This window comes from Actinoplanes sp. URMC 104 (assembly GCF_051386375.1).
GTDB lineage: Bacteria > Actinomycetota > Actinomycetes > Mycobacteriales > Micromonosporaceae > Actinoplanes.
In genome coordinates this window covers 923,589-947,721 of the sequence record NZ_JBPQTO010000002.1, presented here as the reverse complement: position 1 = coordinate 947,721, position 24,133 = coordinate 923,589, and the positions used below count along the sequence as shown (strand labels likewise).

General features: G+C 72.4%; 32 protein-coding genes. 19 read left to right on the top strand and 13 right to left on the bottom strand.

All coding sequences use genetic code 11. The features are described 5' to 3' along the window. The first annotated feature begins 46 nt into the window (after positions 1 to 46). The 3 genes from hemE to hemQ are packed head-to-tail and all read left to right on the top strand — an operon-like array spanning position 47 to position 3,225. Positions 47 to 1,084: a uroporphyrinogen decarboxylase gene (hemE, locus tag ACSNN8_RS05340; RefSeq protein WP_436647274.1), complete on the top strand. Its 1,038-nt coding sequence runs from the start codon at positions 47 to 49 to the stop codon at positions 1,082 to 1,084. Between the two features lie 57 nt (positions 1,085 to 1,141). Then, positions 1,142 to 2,527 (top strand): protoporphyrinogen oxidase, encoded by a 1,386-nt coding sequence (gene hemG / locus ACSNN8_RS05335; RefSeq protein ID WP_436647273.1) that lies wholly within the window; start codon positions 1,142 to 1,144, stop codon positions 2,525 to 2,527. Beyond that, complete coding sequence (hemQ, locus tag ACSNN8_RS05330) at positions 2,524 to 3,225, top strand: hydrogen peroxide-dependent heme synthase (RefSeq protein WP_436647272.1); 702 nt, start codon at positions 2,524 to 2,526, stop codon at positions 3,223 to 3,225. The genes hemG and hemQ overlap by 4 nt, the downstream gene beginning before the upstream one ends. Here hemQ and ACSNN8_RS05325 read toward each other — a convergent pair. Continuing rightward, a complete protein-coding gene (locus ACSNN8_RS05325) occupies positions 3,222 to 3,668 on the bottom strand; it encodes a GNAT family N-acetyltransferase (protein ID WP_436647271.1) in 447 nt (148 codons plus the stop codon). The genes hemQ and ACSNN8_RS05325 overlap by 4 nt on opposite strands. A gap of 81 nt (positions 3,669 to 3,749) precedes the next feature. Here ACSNN8_RS05325 and ACSNN8_RS05320 point away from each other — a divergent pair, with 81 nt between their 5' ends. The 6 genes from ACSNN8_RS05320 to ACSNN8_RS05295 all read left to right on the top strand — a co-directional run bounded on the left by ACSNN8_RS05320 (position 3,750) and on the right by ACSNN8_RS05295 (position 7,522). After that, the gene (locus tag ACSNN8_RS05320; protein ID WP_436647270.1) at positions 3,750 to 4,025 is read left to right on the top strand and encodes an isoamylase early set domain-containing protein; all 276 of its coding nucleotides are present in this window, start codon (positions 3,750 to 3,752) and stop codon (positions 4,023 to 4,025) included. 72 nt (positions 4,026 to 4,097) lie between these two features. After that, positions 4,098 to 4,706 (top strand): NAD(P)H:quinone oxidoreductase, encoded by a 609-nt coding sequence (gene wrbA / locus ACSNN8_RS05315; RefSeq protein WP_436647269.1) that lies wholly within the window; start codon positions 4,098 to 4,100, stop codon positions 4,704 to 4,706. A gap of 29 nt (positions 4,707 to 4,735) precedes the next feature. Further along, positions 4,736 to 4,990, top strand: a complete 255-nt coding sequence (locus ACSNN8_RS05310) for a hypothetical protein (RefSeq protein WP_436647268.1) — start codon at positions 4,736 to 4,738, stop codon at positions 4,988 to 4,990. Positions 4,991 to 5,113: 123 nt separating this feature from the next. Beyond that, a complete protein-coding gene (locus tag ACSNN8_RS05305) occupies positions 5,114 to 5,914 on the top strand; it encodes a thymidylate synthase (protein ID WP_436647267.1) in 801 nt (266 codons plus the stop codon). Continuing rightward, positions 5,911 to 6,435: a dihydrofolate reductase gene (locus ACSNN8_RS05300; RefSeq protein WP_436647266.1), complete on the top strand. Its 525-nt coding sequence runs from the start codon at positions 5,911 to 5,913 to the stop codon at positions 6,433 to 6,435. Before ACSNN8_RS05305 ends, ACSNN8_RS05300 begins: the two co-directional genes overlap by 4 nt. 88 nt (positions 6,436 to 6,523) lie before the next feature. Next, on the top strand, positions 6,524 to 7,522 hold the full coding sequence (locus ACSNN8_RS05295) for a glycosyltransferase family 2 protein (RefSeq protein ID WP_436647265.1): 999 nt from the start codon (positions 6,524 to 6,526) through the stop codon (positions 7,520 to 7,522). Positions 7,523 to 7,529: 7 nt separating this feature from the next. Here the strand turns inward: ACSNN8_RS05295 and ACSNN8_RS05290 are convergent, their stop codons facing one another. Genes ACSNN8_RS05290 through ACSNN8_RS05275 form a run of 4 tightly spaced genes read right to left on the bottom strand, consistent with a single transcriptional unit; the run spans position 7,530 to position 10,150 of the window. After that, positions 7,530 to 7,898: a DUF3037 domain-containing protein gene (locus tag ACSNN8_RS05290; protein WP_436647264.1), complete on the bottom strand. Its 369-nt coding sequence runs from the start codon at positions 7,896 to 7,898 to the stop codon at positions 7,530 to 7,532. Beyond that, entirely contained in the window at positions 7,895 to 8,635 is a 741-nt protein-coding gene (locus ACSNN8_RS05285; RefSeq protein WP_436647263.1) for a HipA family kinase, read from the bottom strand. The genes ACSNN8_RS05290 and ACSNN8_RS05285 overlap by 4 nt, the downstream gene beginning before the upstream one ends. 20 nt (positions 8,636 to 8,655) lie before the next feature. Beyond that, positions 8,656 to 9,207: a hypothetical protein gene (locus ACSNN8_RS05280; protein WP_436647262.1), complete on the bottom strand. Its 552-nt coding sequence runs from the start codon at positions 9,205 to 9,207 to the stop codon at positions 8,656 to 8,658. Between the two features lie 46 nt (positions 9,208 to 9,253). After that, complete coding sequence (locus ACSNN8_RS05275; protein ID WP_436647261.1) at positions 9,254 to 10,150, bottom strand: SDR family oxidoreductase; 897 nt, start codon at positions 10,148 to 10,150, stop codon at positions 9,254 to 9,256. Between the two features lie 86 nt (positions 10,151 to 10,236). Here ACSNN8_RS05275 and ACSNN8_RS05270 point away from each other — a divergent pair, with 86 nt between their 5' ends. The 4 genes from ACSNN8_RS05270 to ACSNN8_RS05255 all read left to right on the top strand — a co-directional run bounded on the left by ACSNN8_RS05270 (position 10,237) and on the right by ACSNN8_RS05255 (position 14,501). After that, the gene (locus tag ACSNN8_RS05270) at positions 10,237 to 10,812 is read left to right on the top strand and encodes a TetR/AcrR family transcriptional regulator (RefSeq protein ID WP_436647260.1); all 576 of its coding nucleotides are present in this window, start codon (positions 10,237 to 10,239) and stop codon (positions 10,810 to 10,812) included. A gap of 564 nt (positions 10,813 to 11,376) precedes the next feature. Continuing rightward, on the top strand, positions 11,377 to 11,778 hold the full coding sequence (locus ACSNN8_RS05265; RefSeq protein ID WP_436647259.1) for a hypothetical protein: 402 nt from the start codon (positions 11,377 to 11,379) through the stop codon (positions 11,776 to 11,778). Between the two features lie 18 nt (positions 11,779 to 11,796). Beyond that, positions 11,797 to 12,864: an ATP-dependent DNA ligase gene (locus tag ACSNN8_RS05260; protein WP_436647258.1), complete on the top strand. Its 1,068-nt coding sequence runs from the start codon at positions 11,797 to 11,799 to the stop codon at positions 12,862 to 12,864. Positions 12,865 to 12,974: 110 nt separating this feature from the next. Next, positions 12,975 to 14,501 (top strand): alpha/beta hydrolase, encoded by a 1,527-nt coding sequence (locus ACSNN8_RS05255; protein WP_436649416.1) that lies wholly within the window; start codon positions 12,975 to 12,977, stop codon positions 14,499 to 14,501. Here the strand turns inward: ACSNN8_RS05255 and ACSNN8_RS05250 are convergent. Continuing rightward, positions 14,431 to 14,910 (bottom strand): potassium channel family protein, encoded by a 480-nt coding sequence (locus tag ACSNN8_RS05250; RefSeq protein ID WP_436647257.1) that lies wholly within the window; start codon positions 14,908 to 14,910, stop codon positions 14,431 to 14,433. The genes ACSNN8_RS05255 and ACSNN8_RS05250 overlap by 71 nt on opposite strands. 67 nt (positions 14,911 to 14,977) lie before the next feature. Here ACSNN8_RS05250 and ACSNN8_RS05245 point away from each other — a divergent pair, with 67 nt between their 5' ends. After that, entirely contained in the window at positions 14,978 to 15,439 is a 462-nt protein-coding gene (locus tag ACSNN8_RS05245; RefSeq protein ID WP_436647256.1) for an N-acetyltransferase family protein, read from the top strand. A 1-nt stretch (position 15,440) separates the two neighbouring features. Here the strand turns inward: ACSNN8_RS05245 and ligD are convergent, their stop codons facing one another. The 3 genes from ligD to msrB are packed head-to-tail and all read right to left on the bottom strand — an operon-like array spanning position 15,441 to position 17,181. Then, on the bottom strand, positions 15,441 to 16,472 hold the full coding sequence (gene ligD / locus ACSNN8_RS05240) for a non-homologous end-joining DNA ligase (protein WP_436647255.1): 1,032 nt from the start codon (positions 16,470 to 16,472) through the stop codon (positions 15,441 to 15,443). A 43-nt stretch (positions 16,473 to 16,515) separates the two neighbouring features. Then, positions 16,516 to 16,710, bottom strand: coding sequence for a hypothetical protein (locus ACSNN8_RS05235; protein WP_436647254.1), 195 nt, complete (start codon positions 16,708 to 16,710; stop codon positions 16,516 to 16,518). A gap of 60 nt (positions 16,711 to 16,770) precedes the next feature. Next, positions 16,771 to 17,181, bottom strand: a complete 411-nt coding sequence (gene msrB, locus ACSNN8_RS05230; RefSeq protein WP_436647253.1) for a peptide-methionine (R)-S-oxide reductase MsrB — start codon at positions 17,179 to 17,181, stop codon at positions 16,771 to 16,773. A 64-nt stretch (positions 17,182 to 17,245) separates the two neighbouring features. Between msrB and ACSNN8_RS05225 the strand changes: the two genes are divergently transcribed. Both ACSNN8_RS05225 and ACSNN8_RS05220 read left to right on the top strand, forming a co-directional pair. Continuing rightward, positions 17,246 to 17,731 carry a hypothetical protein gene (locus tag ACSNN8_RS05225; protein WP_436647252.1) on the top strand — a complete coding sequence of 162 codons (486 nt, stop codon included), beginning with the start codon at positions 17,246 to 17,248 and terminating at the stop codon, positions 17,729 to 17,731. Between the two features lie 94 nt (positions 17,732 to 17,825). Beyond that, positions 17,826 to 18,386 (top strand): LPXTG cell wall anchor domain-containing protein, encoded by a 561-nt coding sequence (locus ACSNN8_RS05220; RefSeq protein WP_436647251.1) that lies wholly within the window; start codon positions 17,826 to 17,828, stop codon positions 18,384 to 18,386. Between the two features lie 78 nt (positions 18,387 to 18,464). On the opposite strand, the gene ACSNN8_RS05215 is transcribed toward ACSNN8_RS05220, so the two are convergent. Then, on the bottom strand, positions 18,465 to 19,067 hold the full coding sequence (locus ACSNN8_RS05215; RefSeq protein ID WP_436647250.1) for a hypothetical protein: 603 nt from the start codon (positions 19,065 to 19,067) through the stop codon (positions 18,465 to 18,467). Positions 19,068 to 19,289: 222 nt separating this feature from the next. On the opposite strand from ACSNN8_RS05215, the gene ACSNN8_RS05210 reads away from it, so the two are divergent. Next, on the top strand, positions 19,290 to 19,736 hold the full coding sequence (locus ACSNN8_RS05210; RefSeq protein ID WP_436647249.1) for an ester cyclase: 447 nt from the start codon (positions 19,290 to 19,292) through the stop codon (positions 19,734 to 19,736). Here the strand turns inward: ACSNN8_RS05210 and ACSNN8_RS05205 are convergent. From ACSNN8_RS05205 to ACSNN8_RS05195, 3 genes are read right to left on the bottom strand one after another with little or no spacing between them, the layout of a single operon-like run. Then, positions 19,703 to 20,356: a glycosyltransferase family 2 protein gene (locus ACSNN8_RS05205; protein WP_436647248.1), complete on the bottom strand. Its 654-nt coding sequence runs from the start codon at positions 20,354 to 20,356 to the stop codon at positions 19,703 to 19,705. The genes ACSNN8_RS05210 and ACSNN8_RS05205 overlap by 34 nt on opposite strands. Before the next feature lie 8 nt (positions 20,357 to 20,364). Continuing rightward, a complete protein-coding gene (locus tag ACSNN8_RS05200) occupies positions 20,365 to 20,946 on the bottom strand; it encodes a YdcF family protein (RefSeq protein WP_436647247.1) in 582 nt (193 codons plus the stop codon). After that, the gene (locus tag ACSNN8_RS05195) at positions 20,928 to 22,031 is read right to left on the bottom strand and encodes an MBL fold metallo-hydrolase (RefSeq protein WP_436647246.1); all 1,104 of its coding nucleotides are present in this window, start codon (positions 22,029 to 22,031) and stop codon (positions 20,928 to 20,930) included. The genes ACSNN8_RS05200 and ACSNN8_RS05195 overlap by 19 nt, the downstream gene beginning before the upstream one ends. Before the next feature lie 67 nt (positions 22,032 to 22,098). Here ACSNN8_RS05195 and ACSNN8_RS05190 point away from each other — a divergent pair, with 67 nt between their 5' ends. Together ACSNN8_RS05190 and ACSNN8_RS05185 are read left to right on the top strand one after the other, a co-directional pair. After that, entirely contained in the window at positions 22,099 to 22,677 is a 579-nt protein-coding gene (locus tag ACSNN8_RS05190; RefSeq protein ID WP_436647245.1) for a hypothetical protein, read from the top strand. Positions 22,678 to 22,687: 10 nt separating this feature from the next. Next, positions 22,688 to 24,133, top strand: a complete 1,446-nt coding sequence (locus ACSNN8_RS05185) for a deoxyguanosinetriphosphate triphosphohydrolase family protein (RefSeq protein ID WP_436647244.1) — start codon at positions 22,688 to 22,690, stop codon at positions 24,131 to 24,133.

The following is a 24,133-nucleotide window of genomic DNA, read 5'->3' as shown; positions in this document are numbered from 1 at the left end:
TCCGTAGTCGATCGGCGCGCCGCGCGTGTCGTGGCACGATGGCGCGGTGACTTCCGTCTTGAACGATTCGCCCTTCGTGCGGGCCTGCCGCCGCCGGGACGTGCCGCACACCCCGGTCTGGTTCATGCGTCAGGCGGGCCGGTCCCTGCCCGAATACCGCAAGATCCGCGAGGGCGTCGGGATGCTGGAGTCGTGCCGCCGGCCCGAGCTGGTCACCGAGATCACGCTGCAGCCGGTGCGCCGCCACCAGGTCGACGCGGCGATCCTGTTCAGCGACATCGTGGTGCCGATCGCGGCGGCCGGCATCGATCTCGACATCGTCGCGGGCACCGGCCCGGTGGTCGCCGAGCCGATCCGCGCCGAGTCCGATCTCGATCGGCTGCGCCCGATCAGCGCGGGCGAGGTCGGTTTCGTGGCCGAGTCGGTGCGCCTGCTCGTCGGCGAGCTCGGCGCCACCCCGCTGATCGGCTTCGCCGGGGCGCCGTTCACGCTGGCCAGCTATCTGATCGAGGGCGGCCCGTCGCGCACCTACCTCAAGACCAAGGCCATGATGTACGGCGCCCCGCGGCTGTGGCACGCGCTGCTGTCCCGCCTCGCGGACATCACGCTGGCGTTCCTGCGGACCCAGGTGGACGCGGGCGTGAGCGCGGTGCAGCTGTTCGACTCGTGGGCGGGCGCGCTCAGCGAGGCCGACTACCGCGAGTACGTGCTGCCGCACTCCGCCCGGGTGCTGGGCGGCCTGGCGGACGCCGGTGTGCCGCGCATCCACTTCGGAGTGGGCACGGCCGTGCTGCTGGGCGCGATGGGTGAGGCCGGCGCGGACGTGGTGGGCGTCGACTGGCGTACGCCCCTGGACCAGGCGACCCGGGCCGTCGGTCCGGAGCGTGCCGTGCAGGGCAACCTCGACCCCGCGATCCTGTTCGCCGGGTGGGACGTGGTGCGCCGCGAGGCCGACCGGGTGCTCGAGCAGGGCAGGGCGGCGCCGGGCCACGTGTTCAACCTGGGCCACGGGGTCATGCCCGAGACCGACCCGGACATCCTGACCCGGCTGGTGGCCCACGTGCACGAGGCGTCCGCGCGCTAGCTCACATCGGGCCACCCTGGCCGTACGGGATGGGGAAACACCTGGAAGGCTGGAAGGGTGCGGAAGCGGGTTGCGGTCATCGGCGGCGGCATCGCCGGGCTGGCGGCCGCCGTGCGCCTGCGGGACGTGAGCGCGCCGGACACCGAGATCATCGTGTACGAGCAGAGCGGCGCGCTGGGCGGCAAGCTGCGCACCGGCGAGCTGGCCGGCGTGACCGTCGAGCGCGGCGCGGAGTCGTTCCTCATGACGGGCAGCGACGGCGCCGAGTCGGCCGCGGTGTCGCTGGTCCGGCGGCTGGGCCTGGACGGCGCCCTCGTGCACCCCGCCAAGGTTCCCGCGGCGCTGGCGTTCGGCGGCCGGCTCGCGCCGATGCCCGCGGGCACGCTCGTCGGCGTCCCGGGTGATCTGAGCAAGCTGGACGGCGTCGCGCACGCCGACGCGGCGCACGACGCCGACGCCGGGCGTCCGCTGCTGGCCGAGGGCGAGGACGTCGCGGTCGGCCGGCTGGTGCGCGACCGCTACGGCGACGAGGTCGTCGACCGCCTGGTCGACCCGATGCTGGGCGGCGTCTACGCCGGGCGCGCCGACCGGCTCTCGCTCGAGGTCACGATGCCGCAGCTGGCCCGTACGGCCCGGGTCGAGCACACCCTGCGCGACGCGGTGCGGTCCGCACAGGCGGCGAGCAAGCGCACACCCGGGCAGCCGGTCTTCGGGGCGCTCGACGGCGGCCTGAGCCGGCTGGTGGGCGCGGCGGCCGCGGCCAGCGGCGCACGGATCAGCCTGGGTCTTCCCGTACGCGAGCTGGCCCGCACCGCCCACGGCTGGCGCCTGCTGCTGGGCCCGGTGCCGGCTCCGCAGACCGACGACGTGGACGCCGTGGTGCTCGCGGTCCCCGCCAAGCCGGCCGCGCGCCTGCTCGCCCCGATCGCGCCGGACGCGGCCGAGGCCGTCGGCGGGCTGGACTACGCCGGCGTGGCGCTGGTCGCGCTGGCGCTGCCGCCGGGCACGCCGCTGCCCGTGCTGAGCGGGTTCCTGGTGCCGCCGAGCGAGGGCACGCTGGTCAAGGCGGCCACCTTCGTCACGCGCAAGTGGGCCCGGCCCGACGGCGCCCCGGTGATCGTGCGTGTGTCGCTGGGGCGGGCCGGCGAGGAAGAGCAGCTGCAGCTCGACGACGCGGCGCTGACCGAGCGCGCCCGGCGCGAGCTCGGCGAGCTGATCGGCGGGCCGCTGCCGCCGCCGGTCGCCGCGTGGGTGCAACGCTGGGGCGGGGGACTGCCGCAGTACGCGCCGGGGCACCGCGACCGGCTGGCCGCGGCACGCGCCGCGCTGCCGCCGGGGCTGGCGCTGGCCGGGGCGGCGTTCGACGGGGTCGGCATTCCGGCCTGTGTCGCCAGCGGCGTGCGCGCCGCCGAAGACGTGAGCAACACATGGGAGGCGAAGTGAGCGAGCAGACGAACGCGGCGCGGATCAACGAGCTGAACGCGACGATCCGCTACACGATGTGGTCGGTGTTCCGGGCGGAGACGCCGCTGCCGGCGCTGCGCGACGAGCTGGCCGGCGAGGTGGACGGGCTGTTCGAGCAGCTCGCCGCCAAGGACGTGACGGTCCGCGGCACGTACGACGTGTCCGGGCTGCGCGCCGACGCCGACGTGCTGGTGTGGTGGCACTCCAGCTCCTCCGACGCGCTGCAGGAGGCGTACTCGCTGTTCCGCCGCACGGGGCTGGGCCGGCACCTGGCCCCGGTGTGGTCGCAGATGGCGCTGCACCGCCCGGCGGAGTTCAACAAGAGCCACCTGCCGGCGTTCCTGGCCGGCGAGGAGGCCCGCCCGTACCTGTGCGTCTATCCGTTCGTGCGCTCCTACGAGTGGTACCTGCTGCCCGACGAGGAGCGCCGCCAGATGCTCGCCGAGCACGGCCGGATGGCGCGCGGCTACCCGGACGTGCGGGCCAACACCGTGGCCTCGTTCGCGCTGGGCGACTACGAGTGGCTGCTGGCCTTCGAGGCCGACGAGCTGCACCGCATCGTCGACCTGATGCGCGACCTGCGCGCATCCACGGCGCGGCGGCACGTGCGCGAGGAGGTCCCGTTCTACACGGGCCGCCGCCGCTCGGTCAGCGAGATCGTCGCCGCGCTTCCCTAGGGCTCGCGGCGCATCGGGACGTGCGGGATGCCGTCCTCGAGGAACTCGGGGCCGGTCGGCCGGAAGCCGTACCGGGCGTAGAAGTCCACCAGGTACGCCTGGGCGTCCAGCACGCTCGGGCGGTTGCCGATGATCGTCAGCGCCTCTTCCATCAGCCGGCCGGCCAGCCCGGCGCCGCGGGCGGTCTTGGCGGTCACGACGCGGCCGATCCGCTCCACGTCGCCGTCGTTGAGGATGCGGACGTACGCCCTGACCTCGCCGTCCCGGGTGAACCACAGGTGGCGCGTGCCGGGCTCGTCGTCGCGTCCGTCGAGGTCGCCGTACGCGCACTGCTGCTCGACGACGAAGACGTCGGCCCGCAGCTTGAGGATCGCGTAGAGGCTCGTGGTGTCCAGGTCGCGGAAGGTGGCGGTCCGCAGTTCGTCAGTGGGCTCCGGGTGCATGGGAAAAGCCTATGCGGCGCGCCGTCACCCGTATCGCTCCCGGCCGTTGTAAGGATGGAAGCCCGAGTAGTGGAGGTCTTGATGATCAAGAGGAGCCGACTCTTCGGCAACAAGACCCGGGTGACCTTCTGCCTGCCGGTCAACCAGCCGGCCGGCCCGGTGAGCGTGGTGGGCACGTTCAACGGCTGGGAGCCGGGCCGGCACGAGCTCAAGCCGCGCCGCGACGGCACCCGGACGGTCAGCGTGACCGTCACTCCGGGCAGCTACCAGTTCCGCTACCTGGCGACCGACGGCCACTGGTTCGACGACGAGAACGCCGACGCCTTCGGGCCGCACGGCGGGGAACTCCGGGTTTAGCCGTTTCGAACCCGGCCTCCCGGGGACTTCGCTTGACTGAGCAAGCAGATTTCTTCAAGGGAGGACTTCGTCGTGGCCGACGTCAAGCTGGCGATCATCTATTACTCGTCCACCGGCACGATCCACAAGATGGCCGAGCGCCTGCACGAGGCGGGGCAGAAGGCCGGCGCCGAGGTGCGGCTGCGCCAGGTGGCCGAGCTCGCCCCGCAGGAGGCCATCGCCTCGAACGCGGCCTGGAGCCAGCACTTCGACCGCACCAAGGACGAGCCCAAGGCCACCGCCGACGACGTGGTGTGGGCCGACGCGGTGCTGTTCGGCTCGCCCACCCGCTACGGCAACATCGCGAGCCAGCTCAAGCAGTTCCTCGACACGCTGGGCCCGCAGTGGGCGCAGGGCCTGCTCGCCGACAAGGCGTACGCGGGCTTCACCGCCTCGCAGACCGCGCACGGCGGCCAGGAGAGCACGCTGCTGGCGCTCTACAACACCATCCACCACTTCGGCGGCGTGGTCGTGGCGCCCGGCTACACCGACCCGCTGAAGTTCGCGGACGGTAACCCGTACGGCGTCTCGCACGTCACCGGCGGCAGCAACGACGCGCCGGTCACCGACGCCGAACTGGCCGCTCTGGACCACATGGCGCAGCGGATCATCCGCATCGCAGGCAAGCTGAAAAGCGAATAAAACTACTCATCTTTCGCTAACCTGACGGCATGACCACGTACGAGACTCTGGACCTGCAGTCGCGGGTCGCCCGCTACGAGACGGCCGTCGAGGAACTCCGCTCGGCGCACCAGGATGTCCGCGCCGTGCTGCAGGACCAGGTGCTCTACGAGCGCTGGCAGCAGCTCGGCGCCGACCTCGGGTTCGTCGTGCACAGCGGCACGGTGCCCGCGCCCGGCCAGCAGCAGGACCTGCACGCGCTCAACCAGCAGATCCCGCAGATGGCCGAGTCCTGGGCCAGCTGACGTCCTTTCCCGTACGCCATCTGGGGAGGGCGCCGGCCCGGTTGCCGGCCGCACCGGGCACGCCGCGCGACTCGGCCCCGCCACGGCACCGGGCCGGGCCGCGCGGCGGGTAGGTTGGCTGCCATGCCCGTGGACACCCAGTACGAGGACCTGCTGCGCCGGGTCCTCACCAGCGGCACCCCCAAGAGCGACCGCACCGGCACCGGCACGGTCAGCGTCTTCGGCGAGCGCCTGCGCTACGACCTGTCGGCCGGCTTCCCGCTGATCACCACGAAGCGGGTGCACTTCAAGTCGGTCGCCGTCGAGCTGCTGTGGTTCCTGCGCGGCGACAGCAACGTCGGCTGGCTGCGCGAGCAGGGCGTGACGATCTGGGACGAGTGGGCCTCGGAGTCCGGCGAGCTCGGCCCGGTCTACGGGGTGCAGTGGCGCTCGTGGCCCACGCCCGACGGCGGGCACGTCGACCAGATCAGCCAGGTGCTCGACACGCTGCGCCGCGACCCCGACTCGCGCCGCATGATCGTCTCGGCGTGGAACGTGGCCGAGCTGCCCGACATGGCGCTCGCTCCCTGCCACGCGATGTTCCAGTTCTACGTCGCCGACGGCCGGCTCTCGTGTCAGCTCTACCAGCGCAGCGCCGACCTCTTCCTGGGCGTGCCGTTCAACATCGCCAGCTACGCGCTGCTCACCCGCATGGTCGCCGACCAGGTGGGGCTGCTGCCCGGGGACTTCATCTGGGTCGGTGGCGATTGTCACATCTACAACAACCACGTCGAGCAGGTCACCGAGCAGCTGAGCCGGGAGGCATACGAGTTCCCGCGGCTCGAGCTCGCGCCGGCGGCGTCGCTGTTCGACTACGACTCCTCGGACTTCACGGTGGTCGGCTACCGGCACCACCCGGCGCTGCGCGCCCCCGTCGCCGTATGACCGTGCACCTGATCTGGGCCGAGGCACACGACCGGGTGGTCGGCGCGGACGGCGCGATCCCGTGGCGGCTCCCCGAGGACCAGGCGATGTTCCGCGAGCTCACCACGGGCGGCACGGTCGTGATGGGCCGCGCGACCTGGGATTCTTTGCCCGAGAGGTTCCGGCCGTTGCCCGGGCGGCGCAACGTCGTGCTGACCCGTGACCCGTCCTGGTCGGCGGCGGGCGCCTCGGTGGTCCACTCGGTGGACGAGGCGCTGGGGCTGGGCCCCGAGCTGTGGATCATGGGCGGCGAGGCGGTGTACCGGGCGTTCCTTCCGTACGCCGGGCACGTCGTCCGCACCCGGATCGATCTGGTTGTCAACGGCGACACGTTCGCCCCCGAACTGGGTGAACGGTGGGTCGTCAGCTCGTCGACGGGCTGGCAAACTTCTCGGGGCGGGCTGCGGTACGTCGTCGAGAATTTGGTTTCCCGGGGAAATTCGGCAGAGCCTGGCGCGCACAAGGCTGCGGGGACCGGCTAGTCTCTTCGGCCGACGAGAAGGACGAATCGCATTCATGATTAATGGGGCGAAACGGCCTTGACGCCAGAGCTATCAGGAGAGGTCGCCCATGCCGCCGCAGAGCCTCGTGTCCTCGGTGACGCTGTCGGTCGTCACCCCGATGTTCAACGAGCGCGAAGCGGTCGACCACTTCGTGGCCCGGCTGCGGCCGGTGCTCGACGGACTCGGGGTGTCGTACGAGGTCGTCGCCGTCGACGACGGCAGCACCGACGCCACGGTGTCGCGGCTGCTGCAGCTGCGCGCCGACTGGCCCGAGCTGCGCGTGGTCTCGCTGCGCCGCAACGTCGGCCACCAGACCGCGCTGCGGGCCGGGCTGCGCTCCGCGCGCGGCGACTACGTCGTCAGCATCGACGCCGACCTGCAGGACCCGCCCGAGACGATCGGCGAGATGCTGGCCAAGGCCCGCAGCGAGAACGTCGACGTGGTCTACGGCGTGCGCAGCGACCGCAGCACCGACACGGTGTTCAAGCGCAACACGGCCGGCGTCTACTACTGGATGATGCGGCGGATGGTCGGCCCGTGGGTCAGCGACCAGGCCGGCGACTTCCGGCTGATGAGCCGCACCGTGGTCGACGTGCTCAACGAGCTGCCCGAGCCGCGGCCGGTCTACCGGCTCGTCGTGCCGTCGCTGGGCTTCTCGAGCGCCGAGGTGGCGTACGTCCGCGAGGAGCGGGTCGCCGGGCAGACCAAGTACCCGCTGAGCCGCATGATCCGGCTCACCTTCGACAGCGTGACCGGCTTCTCGGCCGCGCCGCTGAAGATCGCCACGTGGCTGGGCGTGCTGAGCTTCGTGCTGTGCCTGGTGCTGATCGTCACCGGCCTGATCGCGTGGGCCAGCGGCGGGGTCGTGCCCGGCTGGACGTCGCTCTACATCGCGGTCCTGCTGCTCGGCGGCATCCAGCTGATCTGCCTCGGGTTGCTCGGCGAGTACGTGGGCCGCATCTACATGGCCACGCAGAGCCGGCCCCCGTTCCTGGTCGCGTTCGACACGGAGACGTCGGTGCCCTCGCCCGTCGAGTTCGCGGGCTCGCAGCGGCCCGCGGCGTAGCGCCCGCTCAGCTCACGAGCAGGGTCACCAGGCGGTCGAGCTCCTCGGACGGGTCGGCCGCCAGCCCCATGTGCACCGGCCCGGCGCGCAGGACAGTGCTGCGCGGGGCGACCAGCCACCGGAACCGCTCGCCCTGGCTGATGTCCGCTGCCGCGCCCGCGCCCGTGCAGGTCGCGTCCCACGAGTCCAGCGCGGCCCGGATGGCGGGCACGTCGGCCCGCGGGTCGAGCGCGCGCAGCACGTCCTCGCGCAGGTCGGTGCGGGCGGCCAGGAAGTCGCGGCGCTGGCAGTAGAGCACCACGCCCACGTTGAGCACCTCGCCGCGCTCGATGCGGGGCACGGCCTGGATCACGGCGTACTCGTACGGGACCCTCACGGCAGCCACGCCTCCGGGCGCTCGGCGCGGGCGGTCAGATGGTTCCGGTACGCCTCGCGGGCCTGCTCGGCGTCGCGCTCGGCGTCGTCCAGCCACTCGTCGGGCACCTCGGCGATCGCCTCGGCCAGCAGCTCGGGCGTGAGCCGGGCCGCGAGCGCCGGGCCCTCGGTGGCCAGCGCGGTGGCGTACGGCTTCAGGACGTGGTCGTCCCACTTGTACGCACGGTGAACGACGTTCGCGGCACGTGGCCAGTTGTGATGGAAGTACAGCGTCGCGCCGTGGTCGATCATCCACAGCTGCTGGTGCCACATCAGCAGGTTGGGGTTGCGCCAGCTGCGGTCCACGTTCTCGACGAAGGCGTCGAACGCCACCACCCGCGACGCCAGCACCGGGTCGACCGGGTGCGCCACCGGGTCGTACCCGAGGGCGCCCGGCAGGAAGTCCATGCCCAGGTTGGCCCCGGCGCTTGCCTTGATGAGCTCCTGGACCTCCTCGTCGGGCTCGGCGCGCGCGACGACCGGGTCGAGCTGCACGACGGCGAGCTCCGGCACCGGCAGGCCGAGCCGGCGGGCCAGCTCACCGGAGATCACCTCGGCCACCAGCGCGCGGGGGCCCTGCCCGGCGCCGCGGAACTTCACCACGTAGGTGCCGAGGTCGTCGGCCTCGACCACGCCGGGCAGCGAGCCGCCCTCACGCAACGGGGTGACGTACCGGATCGCGGTGACCTCTCGTAGCACCCCGTCACCCTAGCTTTTGCTCAGACCGTGTCCGGACCCTGCCTGCGCAGCTCGTCCACGCGGGTCATCGCCTCGCGCAGGTCGGACAGCCACTGGTCGGTGTGCTGCCCGACCAGCTTGACGCACCAGGCCAGCGCCTCGGAGCGGGAGCGAGCCACGCCGGCGTCGACGAGCGTGTCGAGGATCTGCCGCTCGGGCTGGCGCAGACGCGTCATGACCGGGGCGGCCAGATGGGTGAACAGCTCGTTGGTGTCGCCGCAGCGCACGCCCCACGCGACCTTGCGCTGGTAGCGGTGCTCGATCTGGCGGGCCACCCGGATGCGGCCCTCCCGGGTGTCCTCGCGGAACTGGTTGATGCGGCCCGCCTGGGCGGCGGCCCGGTCGGCGTCGGTCGCCTCGCCACCCAGTTCGGGATCGGTGACCCGGCCCCAGATGATGATCTCGTCGCGGTCGACGACGATCTCGGGCCGTTCGGTGAACCAGCCGTCCGGGATCGCGCCGGTGATCCAGGCCGCGGCGTCGTCCGCGTTCGGCGGCTCGACCCGGCCCGGTGGTGCGGTGCGGAATCGCATGACTTCCTCCCCGACTTCGTTTCCTCGTGCAACGTTGATTACATGATTACACCGTTGCGCCGGGAGCCGCCAGGTTCTCGAGGTCCGCCAGCAGGCTGGGGTGCGTGGGTTGCCAGCCGAGCGCCTCCCGGGTGTGGGTGCTGGTCGACGGCTGATCGGTGGCGAAGATCGGACCGAGCGGGCCGTACGTCTCCTCGGGCGCCGACCGCACCGGAAGCCCCAGCCGTCGCCCGATCACGGCCGCGATGTCCCGTACGGCATCGCCCTCATCGGCCACGGCGTGCCACGCGGAGCCGGCCGGCGCCTTCTCCAGGGCCAGCCGGAACAGCACGGCAGCGTCCAGCGCGTGCACGGCGGGCCAGCGCTGAGTGCCGTCGCCCGGGTAGCCCGAGACCCCGGTGCGCCGGGCGAAGTCGGTGAGCAGGCCGGCGAACCCGCCTCGGCCCTGGTTGTGCACCGTGCGCGGCATGCGGACGGCCGTGCTGCGTACCCCGCGCCCGGCCAGGTCGAGAACCGCGGTCACCGTACGGCCGCGCCCGCCCACCAGCCCGTCGGTCGGCAGCGGGTCGGCCTCGGTCGACGCGCGGCCCGGGATCCACGGGGTGCCCGACACCGTGACGAAGGGCCGCCCGCTGCCGGCGAGCTCCTCACCCAGGGTGGCGCACGCCGCGCCCTCCTCGGCCATCGCCCGCGCGACGGCGTCGGCGGTGCTGAAGTCGTTGCCGAAGGCCAGGTGGATCACCCCGTCGGCCCGGGCCGCGGCGGCGCGCAGCACGTCGAGGTCGGCGAGCCCGCCGCGGATCGTCTCGGCGCCCGCTGCCTCGGCGGCCGCCGCGGAGGCGTCGGAGCGGACGAGCGCGAGGACGGTGTGGCCGTTGCCGAGCAGCTCGGCGACGACGGCGGTGCCGATCAGGCCGGTGCCGCCGGTGAGAAAGACGTGCATGGAACGCTCCCGCGAGTGATGGGACTCTTGTCCCGTCACGCTACCACGGTGATGGGACAAAGGTCCCGTCGCTTAGACTGGTCCGCATGGCTCGGTGGGAACCAGGCGCGCGCGACCGGCTCGTCGTGGCCGCCGTCGACCTCTTCGTCGAGCAGGGATACGACGCCACCACCGTCGCGCAGATCGCCGAACGGGCCGGAGTCACCAAGAGCACGTTCTTCCGGCACTTCCCCGACAAGCGCGAACTGCTGGTGGCCGGGCAGGAGACGCTGAGCCGGCTGCTCGCCGAGGGCATCGCCGACGCGCCGGCGGACGCCAAGCCGCTCGAAGCGGTAGCCGCCGGGCTGGCGCGGGCCTCCGACGCGATGGGGCCGATGAACCGCGAGCTCGGGCCGCGGCTCAAGGCGGCGGTGGCCGCCAGCGCCGAGCTGCAGGAACGGGACGCCCTGAAAAGCGTGGGGATGGCGGCGGCCATGACGGCTGCGCTGCTGGAGCGCGGGGTGCCGGGGGCGGCCGCGGCGCTGGCGGGGGAGTTGGGGGTGCTGGCCTTCAAGCGGGGGTACGCCGAGTGGTCGGAGCGTGGGCGGGGGGATGATGCGCTGGCGCCCTATACGGTGGCTGCGCTGGAGGAGTTGCGGGAGGCTAGCGCTTCGTTGGGGTGAGTGCGGGGCCTGTGGACGAGGGGGCCGGGCGCCCCGCCTGATCCGGGGGCCTGTGGACGACGCGGGCGGTGCGTTCCGCTTGATCCGAGGGCCTGTGGACGACGCGGGCGGTGCGTCCTGCCTGATCCAGGAGCCCTGTGGATGACGCGGCTGGTGCGCCCGGCTTGATCCGGGAGCCTGTGGACGACGCGGCCGGTGTGCCTGTCCAATCGGGGCCTGTGGACAACGCGATCGCCGTGGTTGTCGTCGCGGGTAGGGTGGCGGCCCCCAGGGCGGGTGGGCTGGCTGGTGGGCGGCGTTGATTCCGGTCAGCGAGCGCGCCGTGTGGCGTGGGCTTGGGCTGTGTGATGGCGCGGTGCGGCACGGGTGCTGCGTGGGCTGTGGACAACGCGGCTGCCGCGCTCGCCGTCGAGGTAGGGTGGCGGCCCCCAGGGCGGGTGGGCTGGCTGGTGGGCTGGCTGGTGGCTCGCGGGAGTGGGCGGGTGGCTCGCGGGAGTGGGCGGGTGGCTCGCGGGAGTGGGCGACGGGCGGAAAAGGGCTGGCGTCGCCGCGCAGACTGAAGGCATGCATCCAGAGCTGACGGCGGCCCTTGCGCCGGTGTTGCGGGAACTGGAGGGGCCCGGGGGCGTACGGCTGAAGGTCGTCGACGAGGGCTGGGAGAACCCGATGCCGGGCGATGCGACGGCGGTGGTCTGGGATCCGGCCGGCATGGGGATGGGCATCCGGGTCGAGCTGGGGAGGCCGGCGGGGGAGCAGATCGCGCACGTGGCGGATCAGGTGCAGGAGTGGGCGGTCGAGGCGCTGTGGCGGCTGGAGCGGCCGACGAACTGGCCCCCGTGCCCGCATCACCCGAGCACGCATCCGCTGGCGGCGAGGGAGCTGGACGGGTGGGCGTACTGGGTGTGCCCGGCCGGTGAAGATCCGATCAGGGAAATCGGGTCCACAGGGGCCACCGGGGACGCGTGAAGACGGCACACTGAGGCCATGGAGCTGCCGATCAACCCGCCGGTCAAGCCGATGCTCGCGAAGCCCGTGGCGGCGATCCCGCCGGGGCAGGTGTACGAGCCGAAGTGGGACGGGTTCCGGTCGATCATCTTCCGGGACGGCGACGAGGTGGAGATCGGCAGCCGCAACGAGAAGCCGATGACCCGGTACTTCCCGGAGGTCGTCGAGGCCGTGCTGGCGAACTTCCCGGAGCGGGCGGTGATCGACGGCGAGGTGATCGTGGCGGACACCGAGCGCAACATGCTCGACTTCGAGGCGCTGCAGCAGCGCATCCACCCGGCGGCCAGCCGGGTGCGGCTGCTCAGCGAGCAGACGCCGGCGAGCTTCGTGGCGTTCGACCTGCTCGCGATCGGCGACGAGGACCTGACCGAGCTGCCGTTCAGCGTGCGCCGCGACCGGCTGGCCGAGGCCCTCAAGGACGCGAAACCGCCGGTGTACGTGACCCCGGCGACCGACGACCTCGAGACGGCCACGCGCTGGTTCGCCGAGTTCGAGGGCGCAGGGCTCGACGGGCTGATCGCCAAGGAGCGCGACCTGACCTACCAGCCCGACAAGCGGGTGATGACGAAGATCAAGCACAAGCGGACCGCGGACTGCGTGGTGGCCGGCTACCGGGTGCACAAGTCGGGCGAGGACCGGATCGGGTCGCTGCTGCTGGGGCTGTACGACGAGCGTGGTGTGCTGGCCAGCGTCGGGGTGATCGGCTCGTTCCCGATGGCGGTGCGCGAGGAGCTGTTCCTCCAGTTGCAGCCGCTGGTCACGACGTTCGAGGGGCACCCGTGGAACTGGGCGGCCCACGAGCAGGGCGAGCGCACGCCGCGCAAGAACGAGGTGAGCCGGTGGAACAACGGCAAGGACCTGTCGTTCACGCCGCTGCGGCCCGAGCGCGTGGTCGAGGTGCGCTACGACTACATGGAGGGTGTGCGGTTCCGGCACACGGCCCAGTTCGAGCGGTGGCGCCCGGATCGCGATCCGCGCACGTGCACCTATGAGCAGCTCGAACGGCCCGTGCAGTTCAACCTGGCCGAGGTGCTCACGAGCCGCTGAGGGGCGAACGGCCGGATCGACCGGATAGCCTCGTTTCAGCACCCCGCCGTCGAAAGGTCCCCATCGTGCAGCGTCGCTCCCGCCTGGTCGTCGTCGTCCTCGCCGCGATCATGGCCGTTGCCGCCGGGTGCACGGTTCCGGCCTTCGCGCCCAACGGCTCCGACCAGGCCCGCTCCACGCCCGCGCCGGGCGCGTCCACGGCTCCGGGCGGCAGCGGCACGGCCGACTGGCAGCCGTGCCCGGACATCCCGGAGCAGCTGGTGGGGCAGAGCGCGCCCGGCATGACGTACGACTGCGCCAAGGTCACCGTGCCGCGCGACTGGAACGACCGGAACAACGGCGAGACGTACGGCATCGCCATGATCCGCATCCGGTCGTCGAAGCAGCAGGGGCGCATCGGCTCGCTGCTGCTCAACCCGGGCGGTCCGGGCGGCTCCGGCATCGAGACCGCGGTCTACCTGTCGTTCGGCGAGGCGTTCGGCGGGCTGCCCGCCGAGGTCACCGGCAAGTTCGACATCATCGGCTTCGACCCGCGCGGCGTCGGCCGCTCCGACCCGGTCAAGTGCATCAGCCCCAGCGACCAGGACGCGAGCTTCGCCGCCCCGCCCGACCCGGTGAGCCAGGCCGACTTCGACAAGCTCGTCACGCTGAACAAGCGCATCGCGAGCGGGTGCGGGGCCAAGTACGGCGACCAGCTCCCGTACTTCTCGACCGAGCAGGCCGCGCGCGACATCGACTCGCTGCGCCAGGCCGTCGGCGACGACAAGCTGAGCTACCTGGGCTTCTCCTACGGCACGCTGCTCGGCGCCACGTACGCCCAGCTCTTCCCGCGCAACGTGCGCGCCATGGTGCTCGACGGCGCGGTCGACCCCGCGCAGAGCTTCGTGGAGGGCTCCGAGACGCAGGCCAAGGGCTTCGAGCGCGCGTTCACCAACTTCACCGCCTGGTGCAAGCAGACGCCCGGCAAGTGCCCGATCGCGGCCGACGCGCGCAAGGCGGTCACCGACGCGCTGGCGAGCGCGGCCACCAAGCCGGTGGCGGGCTCCGACGGGCGCAAGGCGACCCCGGGCTGGATCTTCGTGGCGGTGATCTCGTCGCTGTACACGGAGTCGGGCTGGGCCAAGCTGGCCGGCGCCATCGCCGACCTGCGGCAGGGCAACGCCAAGGGGGTGTTCACGCTCGCCGACCAGTACGCCGAGCGCAAACCCGACGGGTCCTACAGCAACCTGTTCGACGCCAACCTCGCGGTCAACTGCGCCGACACCAAGCAGGCGCCGACGATCGACGAGGTGCGCCGGCTGCAGGGCGAGTGGCGCAGGAAGTACCCGCTGTTCGGCGGCTCGCTCGCGGTCGGCATGCTGCCGTGCGCGGTCTGGCCGGGCGAGCGCGACCCGTACCCGGCGGGCGCCGCCACCGACGCGCCGCCGATCGTGGTCGTCGGCACCACCGGTGACCCGGCCACGCCGTACGAGAACACCGCCGACCTCGCCTCGATGCTCGGAGTGGGGCACGTGCTGACCTGGGAGGGCGAGGGGCACACGGCGTACCCGAGCACGCCCTGCATCGTCAATGCGGTCGACGACTACCTGATTGATCTGAAGGTGCCGCAGGAGGGCCTGCGCTGTCCGGCAAGGTGATGCCCTCTCGCTCCGCGATCGCCTCGAGCAGCACCCGCACGCGGCGCAGGTTGTTCTTGAGCTCCTCCTGCTCCTCGTGGCGGAACGCGTCGGTGTCGACGATCAGCTTGCTGGCGAAGTGAGCCGTGATCAGCGGGATCACCACCAGCACCATGAGCGAGATCAGCAGCCCGGCGAGGACCCGCGCCTCCCACGTCTCGGGCGAGATGTCGCCGTAGCCGACGGTCGACGCGGTCACGACCGCCCACCAGATCGCGTCGCCGATCGACGCCTTCTGCTCGAGGAAGTGGTAGAGCACGCCGCAGACGACGATGAGGATGGCGTACGCGAGGATCAGCGTGCCCGGCGAGTTGGCCAGCCAGACGATCCCGCGGTAGAGGCGCCGGAACGGCGTGAACAGCACATGCATGGCGTCATGGTGCCCGAGCCCGAGGTGATCGCGTAGGGCCGTTCGGAGGAGAACTTAGACTGCCGCGATGGAGATCCGGACCGCCGTGCGCGCCGACGTGCCCGCCGTGCTGCAGCTGCTCGCCGACGACGACATCAGCCGCGCGCGCGGCTTCGGCGAGGCGCCGGTGGGCGAGGACGTCGACGCCGCGATCTGGGCCGCGTTCGAGGAGATCGACGCCGACCCGAACAACGAGCTGCTCGTGGCCGACGACGCCGGCGAGGTCGTCGCCACCTGCCAGCTCACGTTCACGCCGGGCCTGAGCCGCCTCGGCGCGCGCCGCATGACCATCGAGGCCGTACGGGTGCGGGCCGACCGCCGGGGCGCCGGCCTGGGCCGCGACCTCATGGCGTACGCCCTGACCCGCGCCCGTGACCGCGGCTGCCGCATCGCGCAGCTCACCACCGACAAGCGCCGCGCCGACGCGCACCGGTTCTACGAGCGGCTCGGCTTCGTCGCCTCCCACGTGGGCATGAAGCTCACGCTCTGAGTCACTGCCCGTCCGCCCAGTTCGCCGCGTTCTTGCGGCTGGGCTGCACCCTTGGGGGCTCGCCGGGCATCTTGGGGTGGTCGGGCGGATAGGGCATGTCGCCGAGGCCGTCGCGCTCGTCGCGCTCCACCCACTCGAGCAGCGGCGTCAGGTCGTGGGCCACGTCGTCGATCGCGGCGTGCGGGTCGCCGATCTCCGCGAACCGGCGGGGGACCGTACGCAGGTCGAAGTCGTCCGGCTCGACGTCGGGCAGCTCGTCCCACGTCACGGGCGCCGAGGCGGTGGCCCGGCCGTTGGCGCGCAGCGAGTACGCGCACGTGATCGTGCGGTCGCGGGCCATCTGGTTGAAGTCGAGGAACACGCGTTCGCCGCGCTCCTCCTTCCACCAGGCGGTCGTGATCAGGTCGGGGCGGCGCCGCTCGGCCTCGCGCGCGAGCGCGATCGCGGCCCGGCGCACCTCGATGAACGACCACCGCGGCTCGATCCGCACGTAGACGTGGGCGCCGCGCCCGCCCGACGTCTTCGGGAAGCCCACCCAGCCCAGGTCGTCGAGCACCTCGTGCAGCACGCCCGCGGTGCTGACCACGTCGGCGAACTTGTTGCCGGGCTGCGGGTCGAGGTCGATGCGCAGCTCGTCGGGGTTGTCGGGGGCGTCGCCGCGCACCGGCCACGGGTGGAACACGACGGTGCCCATCTGGGCGGCCCACGCCACGTGCGCCAGGTCGGCGGGGCACAGCTCGGTGGCCGTACGCATGCTCGGGAACTTGATCTCCGCCGTCCGGATCCAGTCGGGCACGCCCCGCGTCGGGATGCGCTTCTGGTAGAACGCCTCGCCCTCGATGCCGTCGGGGAAGCGTTGCAGCGTCGTGGGCCGGTTGTGCAGCGCCCGCATGATGCCGTCGCCGACCGACCGGTAGTAGTCGAACACGTCCCGCTTGGTGTAGCCCCGCTGCGGGAAGATCACTTTGTCGGGGCTGGTCAGCCGTACGAGGTGGCCGGCGATCTCGATCTCTTCGGCTGCGGCTTTGGGCATGCGTCGACCATAAGCCCCGGATGCGCCGGCCGAGATCCCGAACTCAGCCGCGTACGCGGTTGTCCAGCGGCCGAGGCTGGCTGACCCACCACTCCGACGGGATCTGCTCGCGGATCTCGTCGGCGATGGCCTGGAGGTGGTCGCCGGTGGCGTGGCCGTGGTGGGCGTCGGCCACACCCTTCACGCGCACGTACCACTCGGCGAGTTGTTCGCATCGCACCGAAACCTGATAGTCCATGACCGCGACGCTAGGCCGGTCGTTCCATGGTCGCGACCGGAACGGCCGGCCGGCACCCGATCAGGCGTCCTTGGGGTCGAGCCGGATCGACAGGCTGTTCACGCAGTGGCGGGTGTTCTTCGCGGTCATGTGCTCGCCGCGGAAGACGTGGCCCAGGTGCGAGTCGCAGCGCGCGCAGCGGATCTCGGTGCGGGCCATGCCGAGCGAGTAGTCCTCGATCTCCTTGACGGCGCCGGGGATGGCGTCGTCGAACGAGGGCCAGCCGCAGTGCGAGTCGAACTTGTAGTCGCTGGGGTAGAGGGCGGCGCCGCACGCGCGGCAGTCGTATGTGCCCGGGGTCTTGGTGTCGACGTATTCGCCGGACCAGGGCGCCTCGGTGCCGGCCTGGCGCAGAACCCGGAACTCGGCGGGGGAGAGGCGGACGCGCCACTCCTCCTCGGTGGTGGGCAGGGTGGTGTCGTTCGTTGCCATGCCTCAAAGGTACGACGCACTGGGCGTGCGGCCGGGGCCCGCGGCGCGCCCGTTGATCCCAGGCATGGAGCATGCATCGGCGGCCGTCTTCAGGCCGACCTGGCAGCAGGCCGTGGGGCGCGGAATCTACCTGGGCGCGCTCGCCGCGACCGGGGTGGTGCTGATCACCGTGGCGCTCGTGGTCACCGGGTTCGTCGAGCCGCCGGACGGCGTCTTCTGGGCGGCGACGACGCTCGGCCTGCCGGCGGCCGGGGCGGTGCTCGGCGTTCTCGCGGGCCGGCTGACCGGTACGCAGATCAGCGCGCGCGGGATCCGTACGGGATCGGTCCTCCGGGGCGGGGTCGCCCCGTGGGACGACGTCGCCGACCTCAGGGCCGAGCGACGCGGGGGCCGGACGGTGGTGTCGGTCTACCTGCGCTCCGGGGCGAGCGTGCAGCTCCACGCCCCGTACAGCGGCGGGCTGCTGGCGACGGACCCCAAGTTCGAGGGAAAAATGTACGCTTTGTCCCATCTATGGCGGAGTCACCGTTTTGGTGGTCTTCCGGGATGATGACCCGCCGAGGACGCTTAACGGGTAAATCGGGCATTTGCCGCTAAGCTCCCCACGGACCTGGAAAGCCCCGAACAGGAATGGATAACTCCTCATGTTCTCACTTCGCCGGATCGCCGTCGTCGGACTGCCCGCCATCGGCCTGACCGCCGCTCTCGCCCTGGGCGTCTCCCCGGCAATGGCCACCGTCGGCGAGGCCGCCGCGCCCGTCGTCGCCGCCACCGGTTACGGCACGCCGGACGCCACCGACGAGGCCCCCACCCGGGGCAACGGCGGCTACGGCACGCCGGGCGCCGCCACCACGAACCCGACCGCGGCGCCGACCGTGACCGCGGGCGGCTCGCCCGACACCGACACCCCGGACACCGACACGCCGGCCACGGACTCCCCGGACTCGGACACCCCGACCCGCGGCAACCCGGGCTACGGCCCGACGCCCAGCGCCAGCGCCGACACCGTGACGCCGGGCGTGGCCCCGAGCACCACCGCCCCCGGCGTGGCCCCCGCCACGACGACCCCCGGCGGCGGCGTGAGCGCGGGCGGCGCCCTGCCCGTGACCGGCAGCCCGATGAGCGCCATCATCTCCGTCGGCGCCCTGCTGGTCGCCGCCGGCGCGGCGTCGGTGTGGTACACACGTCGTCGTCGTAGCGCCTGACGCTCCACTCCGCGAACCGCCAGGCCGCCCGGCCGGTTGCCCACGAGCAACCGGCCGGGCGGCCTGGCGTTTGTGCTGCTACGCAGACAGATCGAGGGTGCGCAGACAGCCGATCCGGTGGTACGCGACCGGCTCGAGCGTGCCGACGACACACCGGTGCTGCAGCGCCAGGAGCGCCGTGTGCACGACGTCGGAGGGCTCGCCGGTGTCCAGCCGGGAGATGATGTCGGCCTGCCGGAACGTCAGGTCGGCCACCTCGACCCCGGCCAGGTGCCGGAGGAAGCCGAGGACCCGCTGCTCGCCGCCGGCGCCGACGAGCGCCGGCGCAGCCCGCAGATAGGCCAGCGACGACACGACGATCCGGCACGCGCTGTCGTGAGCAGCGTCGACCAGTGCCGCACCGACGATCTCGTTGTCCAGCCGCGCATAGGACAGCAGAACACTCCGGTCGATGACGAGGTTCGGCCACGAGGTCGCCGGCCGGTGGTGATCGGTGAAGCCGAGACCTGCCACGTCCGCCGCCAACTGCCCGTGGTCGGACGGCCTCGGCTCCGCCCGCCGAAGGTCGCGCAGGTGCGGCAGCAGCATCTGATGGATGCCGTCGAACGGACGTCCGGCGTCCTGATACTGACGGAGGAGCTGGGCGCCGGCGTGCTCCCGCGGTGTCGGTTGTCGTTCCACGGCGGGAGACCTTAAGTAGCCCGCCAGGCTCGGTGCAAACGCGTAAACGAGCAGCTCAAAGCCTTGTCCTCCGCGACGTGGCTGGTCGGTGGCGTGTCCTGTGGATGCGCGCCATGCGGGGAAAGCGATCAATGCGCGCGGGGGTCACAGTCGGCGCAAAGTCGGCGTACGGGGGCTTGCCGCAAGCGGGGAGGGGCGCGAAGCTCGGCGGGGGAGGCGGCCATGGACCTCGAGGAGCAGCTGTTCGCGTTGTGGCGGGTGTCACCGGCCGAGCAGGACGACGCCGAGGCGGCGTTCCGGCGGGTGTACGCGGACCCGGTGCTCATCAACGGGACGCCGACGCCGGTCAGCGGGCTCGTCGCCCGGGCCGAGGCGCTGCACGCGGCGTTCAGCGACCACGACATCGAGGTGGTCGACCGCATGCGCGCCCCGGGCAAGCTGACGGTGGCGTTCCGGCACCGCGCCCGGCACACCGGGCCGTGGCCGACGCCGCTGGGGTTGCTGGCGCCGACCGGGCGGGAGGTGACCGGGCTCGGCATCGACGTGCTGACGCTCGGCGACGACGGGCGCGTCACCGCGATCTGGGTGCTCGCCGACGAACTGCAACGGATTCTGCAGGTACGCGACCCGGCGGATCAGAACCTGGTGAAGCCCAGCAGCGCGCGGTAGACGCGGGCGGCGTCGCGCACCGAGCCGAAGTGCGACGAGGCGTTGCCGTTCAGATAGGTGGTGGCGATCTCGACCTGGTCGATGGGGTGGCCGGCCCGGGCCGCGGCGACCAGCACGTTCATCTCGTACTCGAAACGGGCGCCGGGGACGCGGCCCAGCCAGCTGAGCAGGTGGGGCGGATAGCCGCGCAGGCCGGTCTGTGTGTCGCGGACCCACCGGCCGGTCGTGGCGCGGAACACCTCGCGGGTGATGGCGTTGCCGACGCGGCTGCGCGGGGGCATCCGGCGGACCCGGCGCACGCCCAGCACCGTGTGGCCGGTCTCCCGGACGCGCGCGGCGACGCGCAGAATGTCCTCGGCGCTGTGCTGGCCGTCGCCGTCGGCGCAGACCACCGGCTCACCGGGGTGCACGACGGCGATGTGGGCGAAGCCGGTCTTCAGCGCGGCCCCCTTGCCCTGGTTGATGGGGTGCCGCAGCACCGTGCAGCCGGGCGCCTCGACCGGGACGTCGCTGCCGTCGTCGACCAGGACGATCGGGCAGGAGGGGTCGGCGGCGCGCACGTCGGCGACCAGACGGGACAACCCGGCATCCGGCTGATAAACCGGCACAAGCAGAACCATGGGCGCTGCTATACCCCGCGGCGAAGCATCGTTACCATGCGCCGTTCCCTCCGCAGGAGGACCGCGGGGTCGCGGACCCCGAAGAAGCACAGGCGCGACGCGGCCCGGATGCCGTGCTCGTAGAGGCTGCCGCGCACGGCGCCGGACGCGGGGACGTCGATCAGCGCGCGGCGGGGCAACCCCAGCACCTTTCCGGCGAGATAGCGCGCCCGCGGCAGGTGCCAGGCGTGGGTGACGAGGCCGAGCGGCCGCTCCGGACCCAGGTCGAGACCGTCGAGCAGGCCGTCCGCCGCGACGTGCAGCAGGTTCTCGAGGGTGCTGCGGGACCGGCACTCGACGCGCACCACCGCGGGCGGCAGCCCGGCGGCGACGGCGGCCGCGCGCATCAGGTCGGCCTCGCGGCACCCGGGCGGCGGCTCTGGGGCGCCGGAACGGGCCTGCTCCCACCCGCCGGAGAACACGATCCGTTCGACGGGTGGGTAGGCGAGGGCCGCCTGCACCCGCGCGAGGCTGCCGGGCGAGAGCGACGCGTCGGGGGCGAGCCCGTTGCCGAGGACCAGGAGCGCGGCCGCTACGCGATCTGCTGCCACCAGCCGTCCACCGCGGGCGGGTTGTCGACGTCGACGCGCTCGCCGGGGCGGGGCACGGCAAGGCGTACGCCCCGCGCCTTGGCCTCCCGCCACGCGCGGTCGGCCGGCTCGGCCCAGTCGTGCAGCGCCAGGTTGAACGTCCCCCAGTGCACGGGGATCATCAGCCCGCCGCGGACGTCGACGTGGGTGGCCACGCCGTCCTCGGGGAACATGTGGATGTCGGGCCAGGACTCGCTGTACGCCCCGATCTGCACCAGCGTGACGTCGAACGGCCCGTGCTGCTCGCCCACCTCGGCGAAGCCCGGGAAGTAGCCGGTGTCGCCGGAGTAGAAGACCTTGCGGCTCGGGCCGTTGATGACCCAGCTGGCCCACAGCGTGCCGTCGCGGCCGAACCCGCGCCCGCTGAAGTGGCGCGCCGCCGTGGCGATGAACTCGAGCCCGCCGATGCGGTGCCGGTCGTTCCAGTCGAGCTCGACGATGCGGGTGGCCGGCACGCCCCAGCGCTCGAGGTGGGCGCCCACGCCGAGCGGCACCAGGAACGGCACGGCCTGCAGGTCGACCAGGTTCTGGATGGTGGGCATGTCGAGGTGGTCGTAGTGGTCGTGCGAGATCAGCACGGCGTCGAGCGGCGGCAGGTCGCGCAGCGCCACCGGCGGCTCGTGCAGGCGGCGGGGACCGGACAGGCGCGACGGGGAGCAGCGCTCGCTCCACACCGGGTCGAGCAGCACGCGCTTGCCCTCGATCTCGACCAGCGCGGAGGAGTGGCCGTACCAGGTGACGTGCAGGCCGTCGGCGGAGGCGCCCGCGTCGGGGGCGACCAGCGGGACGGGCAGGCTCGGGTGGCGGCGGTCGCGGTCGCGCAGGGTGGCGGCGAGGACCTTGGGCATCGACGAGGGCGTGAGCATCGTGGCGGGGACGCTGTTGTGGAACTTGCCGTCCGCGAACTGCGGGGAGGCCAGCATGCGGGCCAGCCGCTCACCCTTGGCCTTGGCTCCCATCTGCCGCGGGATGTCACGCGCGGCCCACACGGCCGCCGCGCCCAGGGCCAGCGCCACCAATGATCCAGTACGTCCTCGCTTCGCCATCGGACCAGTCTGACGGCCGCAACAGGGGTACCGCCACAAAAGCCGAGGTGTGACACACTGCTCAGCCGTGACTGTCGACACCCTTCAAACGCAGCAGCAGCTCATCGTGCGTCAGCGCGTGCGGCTGATGGTCAACCAATACGAGATCCACGCCGTCTCCCCGGACGGCCGGGAGGCCGGCATCCTCGCCTTCGCGCAGCAGAAGCGCATGGCGTTCAAGGAGCAGGTCACCCTCTACTCCGACGACACCAAGCAGGTGCCGGTCTTCGGCTTCAAGGCCCGCCAGCGCATCGACCTCGGCGCGACCTACGACGTGACCGACGCGAACGGCGCCCCGATCGGGCTGTTCAAGAAGAACTTCAAGGAGTCGCTGATCCGCTCCACCTGGCACCTGGAGCAGCCCGGCTTCGGCGAGATGATCGGCCGCGAGACCAACCAGCTCGTGGCGATCCTGCGCCGGTTCGTCGACTCGCTGTCGTGGCTGCCCTACCACTTCGACTTCGTGCTGGGCGACCGCCCGGTGTTCTCGGTGGTCAAGAAGTGGGGCCTGCGCGACCGGTACGTGGTCACCATCCACGACCCCCGGGTCGACCGTCGCCTGGTCGCGGCCATGTCCGTCGCGTTGGACGCCCTCCAGGCCCGGTAACGTCAAGGGGATGGAAGATCCCCGGGCTCAGCGCCTGTTCGGCGACAGTCTGGTCGCCCCCGGCGACCTGGCCGCCGGCCCGTTCCGCGTCGACCGCGACCGGATCGTCGCGTCGCCGTTCTTCGCCCGGCTGGCCGGCGTGACCCAGGTGATCAGCCCTGGGGGCGCCGGCCTGCTGGTGCACAACCGGATGACCCACAGCCTCAAGGTCGCCCAGGTGGCCCGGGCGATCGCCGAGCGCGTGGACCCCGGCCTTGCCGACAAGCTCGGCGGCTGCGACCCCGACGTGGTGGAGGCCGCCGCGCTCGCGCACGACCTGGGCCACCCGCCGTTCGGCCACCTCGGCGAGCGGGTCCTCGACCGGGTCGCCCGCCACCGGCTGGGGCTGCCCGACGGCTTCGAGGGCAACGCCCAGTCGTACCGGATCGTCACCAGCACCGAGAGCCGCGGCCAGGCCATCATCGGGCTCAACCTGACCAACGCCGTACGGGCCGCGATCCTGAAGTACCCGTGGACACGCCACGACGTGCAGCGCTACATGGACCCTGCGCCCCGCGGCGCCGCCCCGCCGCCCGACGACCCCGACGGCGGCTCGCTGAAGTTCGGCGCCTACTCGACCGAGATCCACGACATGCGTGCCGCCCGGGCGCCGTTCGCCGGCCGGGTCGCCGACTGGCAGCAGACCGTCGAGGCCTCGGTGATGGACACGGCCGACGACATCGCGTACGCCATCCACGACCTCGAGGACGTGCACCGGGTCGGCGTGCTGCAGCAGGGCGCGGTCGCCACCGAGCTGATGGCGTGGCAGCGCTGGGGCGCCGAGACCGACCTCGCCCGCGCGGGCGGCGCCATCGAGTCGCTGCGCCGCCAGCTGCACCGCAAGGACGCGTGGATGGCCGACGACGAGGCCTTCGCCGCCGCGGTCGAGCTGGTCCGCGCCGAGCTCGTCGACGGCCTGCTCGCCCGTCCCTTCGACGGCTCGCTGGCCGCGGAGGCCAAGGTCGCCGCGTTCTCGGCCACCTGGACGCGGCGCCTGGTCGAGTCCGTCGAGACGATCGCCGACCCCGCCGTACGCTCCGGTCACGTCCAGCTCGCCCGCGCCCAGTGGCACGAGGTGCAGATCCTCAAGTTCGTGCAGAACCGGTTCGTGCTGGCCCGCCCCGACCTGGCCCTGCACCAGCGCGGGCAGGGCCGCCTGCTGGCCTCGCTGGTCGACGCGCTGATGGAGTGGCTCACCGACCCCGGCGAACAGCAGCGCATCCCCAGCCGCCTGCGCGACCTGGTCGAGCTGGCCGAGGCGGAGCTGCCCGACGGCACGCCCGACCGCCTCGGCCGGGCCCGGGGCCGCGCGGTCATCGACTTCGTGGCCGGCCTGACCGACAACCAGGCGGTCGGGCTGATGCAGGCGCTGTCCGGCAAGTCGCGCCAGCTCTGGACGGACGCCTTCGTGCTCTGA

Excerpts from the sequence above, each read along its gene's own strand:
- ACSNN8_RS05205 (WP_436647248.1), bottom strand. The coding sequence starts at position 20,356 with ATGGTTCTGCTTGTGCCGGTTTATCAGCCGGATGCCGGGTTGTCCCGT.
- ACSNN8_RS05325 (WP_436647271.1), bottom strand. The coding sequence starts at position 3,668 with ATGCACCCGGAGCCCACTGACGAACTGCGGACCGCCACCTTCCGCGAC.
- ACSNN8_RS05235 (WP_436647254.1), bottom strand. The coding sequence starts at position 16,710 with ATGGACTATCAGGTTTCGGTGCGATGCGAACAACTCGCCGAGTGGTAC.
- ACSNN8_RS05270 (WP_436647260.1), top strand. The coding sequence starts at position 10,237 with ATGGCTCGGTGGGAACCAGGCGCGCGCGACCGGCTCGTCGTGGCCGCC.
- ACSNN8_RS05250 (WP_436647257.1), bottom strand. The coding sequence starts at position 14,910 with ATGCATGTGCTGTTCACGCCGTTCCGGCGCCTCTACCGCGGGATCGTC.
- ACSNN8_RS05210 (WP_436647249.1), top strand. The coding sequence starts at position 19,290 with ATGGACCTCGAGGAGCAGCTGTTCGCGTTGTGGCGGGTGTCACCGGCC.
- ligD (WP_436647255.1), bottom strand. The coding sequence starts at position 16,472 with ATGCCCAAAGCCGCAGCCGAAGAGATCGAGATCGCCGGCCACCTCGTA.
- ACSNN8_RS05305 (WP_436647267.1), top strand. The coding sequence starts at position 5,114 with ATGCCCGTGGACACCCAGTACGAGGACCTGCTGCGCCGGGTCCTCACC.
- ACSNN8_RS05185 (WP_436647244.1), top strand. The coding sequence starts at position 22,688 with ATGGAAGATCCCCGGGCTCAGCGCCTGTTCGGCGACAGTCTGGTCGCC.
- ACSNN8_RS05310 (WP_436647268.1), top strand. The coding sequence starts at position 4,736 with ATGACCACGTACGAGACTCTGGACCTGCAGTCGCGGGTCGCCCGCTAC.
- ACSNN8_RS05195 (WP_436647246.1), bottom strand. The coding sequence starts at position 22,031 with ATGGCGAAGCGAGGACGTACTGGATCATTGGTGGCGCTGGCCCTGGGC.
- ACSNN8_RS05280 (WP_436647262.1), bottom strand. The coding sequence starts at position 9,207 with ATGCGATTCCGCACCGCACCACCGGGCCGGGTCGAGCCGCCGAACGCG.
- ACSNN8_RS05300 (WP_436647266.1), top strand. The coding sequence starts at position 5,911 with ATGACCGTGCACCTGATCTGGGCCGAGGCACACGACCGGGTGGTCGGC.
- ACSNN8_RS05320 (WP_436647270.1), top strand. The coding sequence starts at position 3,750 with ATGATCAAGAGGAGCCGACTCTTCGGCAACAAGACCCGGGTGACCTTC.
- ACSNN8_RS05265 (WP_436647259.1), top strand. The coding sequence starts at position 11,377 with ATGCATCCAGAGCTGACGGCGGCCCTTGCGCCGGTGTTGCGGGAACTG.
- ACSNN8_RS05225 (WP_436647252.1), top strand. The coding sequence starts at position 17,246 with ATGGAGCATGCATCGGCGGCCGTCTTCAGGCCGACCTGGCAGCAGGCC.
- ACSNN8_RS05220 (WP_436647251.1), top strand. The coding sequence starts at position 17,826 with ATGTTCTCACTTCGCCGGATCGCCGTCGTCGGACTGCCCGCCATCGGC.
- msrB (WP_436647253.1), bottom strand. The coding sequence starts at position 17,181 with ATGGCAACGAACGACACCACCCTGCCCACCACCGAGGAGGAGTGGCGC.
- ACSNN8_RS05255 (WP_436649416.1), top strand. The coding sequence starts at position 12,975 with ATGGCCGTTGCCGCCGGGTGCACGGTTCCGGCCTTCGCGCCCAACGGC.
- ACSNN8_RS05275 (WP_436647261.1), bottom strand. The coding sequence starts at position 10,150 with ATGCACGTCTTTCTCACCGGCGGCACCGGCCTGATCGGCACCGCCGTC.
- ACSNN8_RS05295 (WP_436647265.1), top strand. The coding sequence starts at position 6,524 with ATGCCGCCGCAGAGCCTCGTGTCCTCGGTGACGCTGTCGGTCGTCACC.
- ACSNN8_RS05260 (WP_436647258.1), top strand. The coding sequence starts at position 11,797 with ATGGAGCTGCCGATCAACCCGCCGGTCAAGCCGATGCTCGCGAAGCCC.
- ACSNN8_RS05245 (WP_436647256.1), top strand. The coding sequence starts at position 14,978 with ATGGAGATCCGGACCGCCGTGCGCGCCGACGTGCCCGCCGTGCTGCAG.